Origin of the sequence: Streptomyces sp. NPDC002742 (assembly GCF_042888885.1) — a bacterium.
Taxonomy (GTDB): domain Bacteria; phylum Actinomycetota; class Actinomycetes; order Streptomycetales; family Streptomycetaceae; genus Streptomyces.
Genome location: NZ_JBIAQF010000051.1, coordinates 21,862 through 28,606, shown reverse-complemented (window position 1 = coordinate 28,606; position 6,745 = coordinate 21,862). Strand labels below are relative to the sequence as shown.

The 6,745-nt window shown below is 69.1% G+C and carries 4 protein-coding genes and 1 pseudogene; 3 read left to right on the top strand and 2 right to left on the bottom strand.

Features of this window, described 5'->3' with window-relative positions:
- Window positions 1-97: pseudogene (locus tag ACFYW8_RS43555) on the top strand (lytic transglycosylase domain-containing protein); the annotation flags it as partial.
- Window positions 98-317: 220 nt separating this feature from the next.
- On the opposite strand, the gene ACFYW8_RS43550 reads toward ACFYW8_RS43555, so the two are convergent.
- Entirely contained in the window at window positions 318-2,114 is a 1,797-nt protein-coding gene (locus ACFYW8_RS43550) for a helix-turn-helix domain-containing protein (protein WP_389093258.1), read from the bottom strand.
- 144 nt (window positions 2,115-2,258) lie between these two features.
- On the opposite strand from ACFYW8_RS43550, the gene ACFYW8_RS43545 reads away from it, so the two are divergent.
- A complete protein-coding gene (locus ACFYW8_RS43545) occupies window positions 2,259-3,647 on the top strand; it encodes an MFS transporter (RefSeq protein WP_389093254.1) in 1,389 nt (462 codons plus the stop codon).
- A gap of 275 nt (window positions 3,648-3,922) precedes the next feature.
- Entirely contained in the window at window positions 3,923-5,569 is a 1,647-nt protein-coding gene (locus ACFYW8_RS43540) for a tannase/feruloyl esterase family alpha/beta hydrolase (RefSeq protein ID WP_389093250.1), read from the top strand.
- 210 nt (window positions 5,570-5,779) lie between these two features.
- Here ACFYW8_RS43540 and ACFYW8_RS43535 read toward each other — a convergent pair whose 3' ends face one another.
- A complete protein-coding gene (locus ACFYW8_RS43535) occupies window positions 5,780-6,715 on the bottom strand; it encodes a LysR family transcriptional regulator (protein ID WP_389093246.1) in 936 nt (311 codons plus the stop codon).
- Window positions 6,716-6,745 lie beyond the last annotated feature (30 nt).

The window sequence follows — 6,745 nt, the reverse complement described above, 5'->3', positions numbered from 1 at the left end:
CAAGACGCAGATCAAGTGGGGCCTGGACTACATGAACTCCCGCTACGGCAGCCCGGCCGGCGCCTGGAACTTCTGGCAGGCCAACGGCTGGTACTAAATCCAGAACAGACGCTCGCAACAGACGATCGGAACAGACGATCGGAACCGAGCGCGGGGCCTTGCGCATGTGAACGGCCCCACAGCTCCTGGATGACGCCCACCGAGTCCTTCGAGCGCAGAACCCTGCCTTTGAGCAGGGCGTGACGGAGCGCCGGGCGATACCGCTCAACGGTGCTTCGACACCACACAGGGGAGCCGGACCGGCATGGTGCGGTGCCTCACGACGGGGTGGTCGCGATCGCCCTGAGCTGGTGCAGTCGAAGCGCGAGCTGCAGTTGCAGGTCGTTCTCCTGGCGCCAGTCGAGGCCGAGCACGCTGTCGGCGCGGTCCAGTCGCTTGAGCAGCGTGTTGACGTGCACGTACAAGGCTCGGGCGGTCGCCGCGACGTTGGCGCGGTGGACGTAGTAGGCGCTGAGTGTGTCCACGAGGTCCGTACCACGCCGCTCGTCGTAGTCGAGGAGCGGGCCGATGGAGTCGAAGATGAAGCGGTCGAGCTCACGGACCCGTTCGGTGTCGAAGATCATGGCGTAGAGGGCGTAGCGACCTGTCGTGGCGCCGAGGTCGGTGTGTCCGATCGCCCGCATGACGGCGCCGCAGCGGCTGGCCAGGGAGAAGGCGCGTGACCAGTCGTGATGGGCCACCCGTTCTCCGATGACGGCGACGGGGCCGCCCAGCGTGCGACGCAGCCGACGGTGGACCTCTTCGACCGTGTGGTCGTCGTCGGCGCTCGGGAGGATCATCGTGGCCCTGCCCAGATGTTCGCCGGCCAGTCCGCGGCAGTCCCGGGCGATGTCGTGCAGGTGGCGCGAGAGGTCGGTCGGCGGCAACGCGGGGGACTGAGCTACGAGGACCAGGTCCAGGCTGTCGGCGTCGATGTCGCGGGCCCGGGTGCGGGCGCGCTGGGCAGGGCTGATCCCGGGGCCGCCGACCATGAGCTCGGTCAGGAGCTCTCCGCTCAGTCGCTCGCCGGCCTCGGCGACAGCCCGCTCCTTGAGGATGAGCAGCCCCAGGATGTGGGTGGCCCGCTCAAGGGTCCGCACGTCCGTGTCGTTCGGCGCTCCGCGGCCGTCGGCTGCCTCCCGGCTCCACGCCAGCGCGCCGAGATAACTGTCGCCTGCCTGGACCGAGGCCACACTGCGGGCGACCCCGAGGTGGTCGACCGAGGTCGAGCAGCGGCCCGAGCGGTGTGCGCTCTCGACGGCATCGGCCAGGCCGGTGTCCGTTGGGGTCCGGCACGGACTCGACGCCGAGTCCCGGCGGACGAGAGCGGCACCGGTTCTGTCAAGGAGCGTGACACTTCCGCCCAGTTGATCTGCGAGAAGCTGCGTGACGTCGTCCGGTGTCCCGCCCCTCAGAACAACCCCGGTCAGGGCTTCGTGGATCGCTTGCGCTCGCACCACGACGGCCATGTGTTCCTCGATCTCCCGGTACGCGATCCGCAGCTCGTGCAGGGCGGTGCGGCTCGCCTCGTAGAGACGGGCATTGTCGAGGGCGACCGCGGCATGGTCGGCGAATGCGCGCAGGAGCGCGATCTCGTCGCTCTGGAAGGCTCGTTCGGAACGGTCCGCGGCGAACAGGGCGCCCACCGCTTCACCTCGTATGACCAGTGGCACGCCGAGAAGTGCGACGAGCCCTTCGGTGGTGACCAGGCGGTCGAAATCCGGATCGTGGTCGATGAGGGTCGTGGCGGCGTAGTTGTGCACCCAGTGCGGGCTCCGGGAGGCCAGCACCTTGCCACCGAGCCCCACATCGGCCGGTATGCACGCCGCGAGGAAGGAGGCGGAGATCGTTCCCTCCGACGCCCTGACCGACAGGCTGGAGTCCGCGCCGACCAGCGAGAGATAGGTGAAGTCCGTGCGGATCAGATCGTGGGCGTGATGGACGATCGACTGCAGCACCTCGTCGAGCTCGCCCAGCGCGGTGAGCGACTTGGCGGTCGCATACAACGACGCCAGTTCGCGCTGTCGGCGCGCGAGCGATCGCAACCGCGCCCCGCCACCGAGGTCGCTGACCACAACGCCATCCCTCCTCGGCATCAGGTGGGGGAAAGCCCCACCGAATCGACGCGAGGTGTGGGTGTTGCACACCTCAACCACACAGCAACGGCGCCTTAATGTAACCGCCATCACCCCCCTGCGCTATGGACGAAGGCGGCATCTATGGCAACTCCGCTCGCCCAACCCGAAGGTCGGTCCGGAGGTCGCCTGGGCGCCGCCGCCACGACCGGGCGCCGTTCCTCCCGCAAGCTGCTGGCCGCGGGACTCATCGCGAGTGCGCTCGAGTGGTACGACTTCTTCCTGTACGGCACCGCGGCCGCGCTGGTCTTCCCCCATGTGTTCTTTCCGCACTCCTCGGCTCTGACGGGGACCCTCCTTGCCTTCAGCACGTTCTGGGCAGGCTTCGTGGCCCGTCCCATCGGCGGGGTACTCGCCGGACACCTCGGTGACACCTACGGACGCAAGCCGGTCGTCGTCACCTGCCTGGCGGTCATGGGGGCCGCCACCTTCCTGATCGGCTGCCTTCCCAGTGCGGGGACCGTCGGTGCGCCGGCTCCGATCCTCCTGGTCATCCTGCGCTTCGTGCAGGGGCTCGCGGCAGGCGGCCAGTGGGGCGGTATCATGCTCCTGCTCACCGAGTCCGCCAGCCCCAAACGGCGTGGTTTCGCCGGAACCTTCGGCCAGACCAGCGTCCCCGTCGCGGTGATCATCTCGAACCTGATCTTCGTGGCTGCCGGCGGCCTGATGCCGGACGACGCCTTCCTCAGCTGGGGCTGGCGCATCCCATTCCTGGTCAGCGTCGTGATGTTCGTGGTGGTCCTCTACATCCAGGCCAAGGTGGAGGACACACCGGAGTTCCGCGAGCTGCAGCGGGAGGTGTCACGGCCGGAGAGCGCGGTGGTCCCGGCTCCGCTGGCTCAGGTCGTACGCGACAGGTGGGGAACCGTCCTGCTCGGCTGCGGGCTCCTCTCGGCGACCAACAGCCTCTTCTACGTCAGCATCTCCGGGCTCCTCAGCTACGGCACCCACTCGCTGGGACTTGAGCGCAACCCCCTGCTCGCGGTCGTGCTGTGCAGTTCCGTGGCGATGCTCGTCATCCTGCCCTGGTCCGGCCACATGTCGGACAGGGTGGGCCGGCGGCCGCTGATCCTGGTCGGTGGCCTGGGTGTTGCCGTCTGGGCCTTCCCGTACTTCCGGCTCGTCGACACCGCGTCACTGCCGCTGATCTTCGTGGCGGTGACGGTGGGCTTCGTATTCCAGTGCCTCACCTACGGCCCCATCGCGAGCTTCCTCGGCGAGCTCTTCGCGCCCAGCGTTCGTTACTCGGGCGCATCGCTCGCCTACCAGCTCTCCGCGATCATCGTCAGCGGCGGCACGCCGTTCCTCATGACAGCGCTCATCGCGAAGACCGGGAGCACCGTGCCGGTCGCCGCCTACATCATGGTCATGGGGCTGATCACCACCGCCAGCGCATGGTTCCTGCCCGAGACGAACCCCGCCGAGGTCCGGGACGATCCGCGCGCCACTCCGGGCGCGCACCTCTACCGCTGAGGAGTCCGGCGTCGAGCGGGTCCCCGGCCGGCCGGCCGGCCCGCCCGCGAGCGAGAGACCGGGCCGGCCACATCCGGCAGCCCCCGAGGCCGCTCCAGGGCCCGGCTTCGGCCGCCCGACGCGACTTGAGGAGCGCCCGCCTCAGCCACTGTGAGGGGGCCGTGGGAACCGCGGCGCTCCATGCCTACGAGATTCGGGAATTCGGGAAAGAGGCCAGTGTGAGTGGAACATCGGCAAGGGGCGCGGGGAATCGCCGGTTCATCGTTCCGACGGCCGTGCTTCTGCTGGCAGGCGCCATCCGAGTCTTCGGGGCCGGACCCACGACCGCGCCGGCCTCGGCCGACGTCGGCCGCCCGGTCGAGGCTGACTACTCCACGACGGTGCCGCGGTGCGCCGGGCTGGAGCGGACGCGGATCCCGGCATCGGTCATGAGCCTGCCGACAACCGGCGGTCGCGTCGAGGCGGTCTCGGTCAAGACCAGTCTCGTGAGTGGCGAAACGATCAAGTACTGCCAGGTCGACGCCGACATCTTTCCCGTCGATCCGTCCGCGCCGCCCATCAAGATGCGCGTCGACCTGCCGTACGACTGGAATCGTAAGGCGATGATGTTCGGTGGCGGCGGCTACGACGGAACCATTCCCGACCTGGCGGAGAACGTGCCGTTCGGTCCAGCGGACCAGCCGGTGCCCCTGGCACGGCGCTACGCGACCTTCGCCGGCGACTCAGGCCACCAGCAGAGCCCCGTCGTCCCGCCGTCACTGGACGGGTCGTTCGGCGTGAACGACGAGGCACTGAACAACTTCGCCGCCGGTGACGCACTCAAGAAGACCCGCGACGCGAGCCTGTTCCTCGTCCGGTACGCCTATGGCACGCATCCCGCCGAGGTCTACTTCGCGGGAGGCTCGACAGGCGGTCGTGAAGCTCTCGTCGTCGCTCAGCGGTGGCCGACGGCGTTCGACGGCGTGATCTCCGCCTTTCCTGCCTGGAACAATCTCAGCGAGGGCCTGGACCTGGGATACCTGGCGCAAGTGCTGTCCCGCCCCGGTGCCTTCCCCGGACCGGCGAAGCAGACGGTCCTCTACGACAGGGTCATCGACGCGTGTGACGGTCTGGACGGTGTCGAGGACCATGTCATCTCGAACCCGCACGGCTGTCACTTCGATCCTCATGCGCTCCGCTGCCCGGGTGGTGCCGACACCGGTCCGACCTGTCTGTCGGATCCCCAGATCAGGGCCGTGGTCGCCATGTCCTCCCCGTTCAGGTGGCCTTACCGGATCGCCAGTGGCGAGACCTCATATCCGGGTTTCCCATTCCTCTCGGGGGCGGACATGAGGACCCCGTTCCTCGGATTCGGCACATCGGCGCCGGCCGATCCCATGCCGGTGACGAGCGGCTACGGGTTGCAGTACTGGGAGCAGTGGGTCAAGTACTTCCTGACACGGGACCCCCACCACAACTCCTTGGACGTGGACCCCCGGTATCCCGGGAAATGGCTCGACCGGATCAGCTACCTGTCCACGATCGAGGATCGCAACGACGCGGATCTCCGCCCGTTCGCCCGCGCCGGCGGCAAGCTGATCCTGCTCCACGGTGCCGCGGACGAGCTGGTCTCCTCCCGCTCGACGAGCGACTACTACGGGCGGGTGCGCGCGCTGCTGGGCTCGCGCTCGACCCGCGGATTCATGCGGTACTACGTCGTGCCGGGGGCGAACCACGCGAACTTCGGCACTCCGGCGTTCGCCGCCGGCTGGGACTCGCTGTCCGCGCTCGAACGCTGGGCCGAGAAGGGGCGTCCGCCCACGAATGCGATCGTGGCCGACGCGCTCCACAACCGCACCCGTCCACTGTGCGAATACCCGGACTGGCCGCGGTATCGCGAGGGCGATCCTGACAGCGCCTCCAGCTTTGTCTGCACACACTGACGGGGCCGCGCCGAGTCCGAGACGGCACTCGCAGCCCGACCACCACACCGACTTGGTCCGTCACAGCGGAACAGGATCAGTTGCCTGATCGCGGCGAGAGGACTGCGGAGCTCGTGGGAGGCGTCGGCGACGGAGCCTGCTCGCCCCCGGCGACGCCCGCCGTTGACCGCCTGCGCCAGATGGGGCCGGCCGCGCGGGCGAGGGGGGCGTTCAGCGCGGAATCACCCAGCCCGGTACCCAGGTCCCGGCGGCGCCGTGGCCGGCCGTCGTGGAGGCGAGGTGGTCGCGGAGGGTGGCCAGCGCCGGGTGGGGGCTGTCGCGGTGCCAGAGGAGCGAGTGCGGGTAGACGGGCGTCGGGTCGATGACCGGGATGCGGCGCAGACCGTGGTCGGCGGGCCAGATGAGGCGGGTGTGCTCGCCCATGAAGGTGGCCAGGGCCGGGGTGTCGGAGATGGTGTCGAGGAGCGCGTCGGAGCCGAAGTTGGGGCCGGTCACCTCGATGGTGAGGCCGAACTCGGCGACGAGGTCGTCGTAGTAGGCGCCCCACTCGGTACCGGGGGCGACGCCGGGCATCCAGATCCGGTGCCCGGTGAGCTGGGCGATGGTCACCGACCGGGCGCCCGCCAGTGCGTGAGCTGGGCCGGTGAGGAGCTGGAGCGGCTCGTCGAGCACCCGGACGGACTCGATGTCCTCGGGAAGGGGTCGGCCGGGCGCGGCTACGGCGCGGAAGGACGCGTCGATCGCACCGGAGCGGATGGCGGTGACGGCCGTCTCGATGTCGAGCAGCATCATCACGTCGAGGTCGATGTCGGGGTGTGCGCGGTGGAAGCCGCGCATCAGGCCCGACTGCGCGCTGCGAGAGGCGATCACGTCGACGCGCAGCGGACGGCGGCCGGGGCGCACGGACGCACCCGCACGCTCGGCGACGCGCAGGAGCTCGTGTGCGTGGGGCAGGAACGCCTGTCCATCGATGGTGAGCTCAGCGCCGCGTGGGGCACGGGTGAACAACCGCACGCCGAGGTTGCTCTCCAATGCGGCGATGCGCTTGGAGACGGCCTGCTGGGTGATCGACAGGTCGGCGGCGGCTTTCTGGAACTGGCCCGCTTCCGCGACGGCGACAAAGGTACGTACAGCTTCGAGGTCCACGCCGACCCACCTTAGTGAACAACTGATGGT

Bases quoted from the DNA above. Each gene is read 5' to 3' on its own strand.
- ACFYW8_RS43545 (WP_389093254.1), top strand. From the start codon at position 2,259: ATGGCAACTCCGCTCGCCCAACCCGAAGGTCGGTCCGGAGGTCGCCTG.